Source organism: Nitrospinota bacterium, assembly GCA_029881495.1.
Classification (GTDB): domain Bacteria; phylum Nitrospinota_A; class UBA7883; order JACRGQ01; family JACRGQ01; genus JAOUMJ01.
Map to the genome: position 1 here is coordinate 1 of JAOUMJ010000067.1, position 2068 is coordinate 2068.

Sequence of the window (2068 nt, forward strand, 5' to 3'; positions counted from 1 at the left end):
GTTGATGATTCCGCCCAGACGATGATGGGAAGGTATAAAGGAAAGATATCCGGCTCCAATGCGCATATCGGCGTTTATAGTTTTGAAAACAAGAAACACTTAACAACAGGTTCGGAAGGAGGAATGATAGTTTCCTCCGATCCAGAACTGGCGACCCGGGCGCGTAAGTTTGCTGGAATTGGATATAAGCACATGACCGCGACAGCGGGACGCACACACCTTGCGCTATCTACAGTCCAAGATCCCTCCTATGAACGGTTCGACACTATTGGCTTGAATTATAGAATGAACTCCATTTCAGCGGCTGTTGGCCTTGCTCAACTTGAGCGGGTCGATCATATCGTTGCTCGTCGACAAGCATGCGCCGGCATGTTTTTAAAAGCAATTGAGGGATGTTCTTGGATGGTTCCACAGACTGTTTACCCTCACGTCGAGCATACATATTATACTTTTGCTATCGATTACAGGGGAGAAGCGGAACGAGGCGTAAAATGGAAGGAATTTTACAATCGTTATTTAGAGATGGGCGGTGATGGCTTTTACGGATGTGTTGTTACACCGTATCTAGAACCTGCATTGCGCGGGAAACAGTTCGGAACGGAAAAATTGGTAGAAGGTCTTTGCCCTAAAGCTGAGGATTTACAAAGGCGTCTAATGCAATTTAAAACCAATTACCGCGATCTTGGAGAGGCGCGGCACAAAACCGAAATACTGTCAAAATTGATCGATAAAATTGGTCGGTAAGGATATTCCATTGTCATTGAATAACGGTTTGCGTTTCGGCATGGTTCAGGGGAGGTTGATCCAATCTCCTCCCGGAGCATTGCAATGGTTCCCTCAAAAAGAGTGGGAAGGAGAGTTCTATCTCGCATCTGCGCTTGGCATTGATTTTATCGAACTGATTGCCGAAAGAGATCATAATCCCGCCAACCCGATATGGAGCGATGAAGGAATAAAACGGATCGAAGAGCTTGTAAATCGAAATGGACTTTCGTCATACGGTTTTTGTAATGATTTCATTATTGACCATGCTTTAACAGGAAGTACCGAGGTATTAGAGCAAAATCTTCGCCTGGTGGAACGAGGTGCACTTTTGGGTTGCCAACAATATATTCTCCCCTTGTTCGAACATTCCGAATTGACAGTTGAAAATGTGGGCGACTATGTTGCACCGCTTAGAACCATTGGAGACCTTGCGGCAAAATCCGGCATCGCAGTATGCCTTGAGACGAATTTGAACGGCATCCAGTTGGTCGAGGTTTTGGAAAAGATCGACCATCCTGCCGTTAGTGTTGTCTATGACACCGGAAACCGCGTTGCGTTCGGCCACGATCTGCCAGGGGATATCCGGTTGCTGAATAAAAGGATTAGCCACGTTCATATCAAGGACAAGAACGCCAAGAACGAAAACGTCCTTCTTGGGAGAGGTCTGGTCGATTTCCTTCAGGTATTCGAAGCATTGGCAGATATAAAATATGAAGGGGCATATACTTTTGAAACACAGAGAGGAAAAGATCCCGCACGCACGGCAGCATTCAATATGGAGCTAGTAAAATATTATCATTCAGAAGGGTTTAAGTGATGAGTTTTTCAAAAGTATTATTCGTTGGTCTGGGTGGGGCAGGGCAACGCCATCTTCGAATAATTCGCGAACTATTGCCGTCTAACGTAGCGTATTTAGCATACAGACAGACAGGGGCTACACCTCTTCTTCGACAAGATTTTTCAGTCGATGAACAAAATACCGTAGAAAAGCAATACGGTCTGAAGACATTTGATAGTCTTGAGTCCGCATTTGCTGAAGGACCAGATCTAACAGTTATCTCAACTCCGACATCCTATCATCGGAAACCAATGATGATGGCTGTTGATTCAGGTAGTGGGGTCTTTGTTGAAAAACCTTGGGCTGAAAGTCTAGAAGGTTTTGCTGATTTCAGAGATGGCATTATTGCCAAAGACCTCCCTTTCATGATTTCCTTTCAGCGGCGGTTTCATCCGCTTATCGCCAGAGCTCGTAAGGCTGTGGTATCGGGCGCAATTGGAATGCCGATAGCCGCGACGTTCACAG

Annotated in this window: 3 protein-coding genes; all 3 read left to right on the top strand. The window is 45.6% G+C overall.

From position 1 onward, the window contains the following. Window positions 1-744: DegT/DnrJ/EryC1/StrS family aminotransferase (locus tag OEY64_13320; protein MDH5543923.1), on the top strand; the 744-nt coding region annotated here is incomplete at its 5' end. 16 nt (window positions 745-760) lie between these two features. Next, window positions 761-1582, top strand: a complete 822-nt coding sequence (locus OEY64_13325) for a sugar phosphate isomerase/epimerase (protein MDH5543924.1) — start codon at window positions 761-763, stop codon at window positions 1580-1582. After that, window positions 1582-2068, top strand: a 487-nt coding sequence (locus tag OEY64_13330) for a Gfo/Idh/MocA family oxidoreductase (protein MDH5543925.1), incomplete at its 3' end; no start/stop codon positions are given. The genes OEY64_13325 and OEY64_13330, both read left to right, overlap by 1 nt.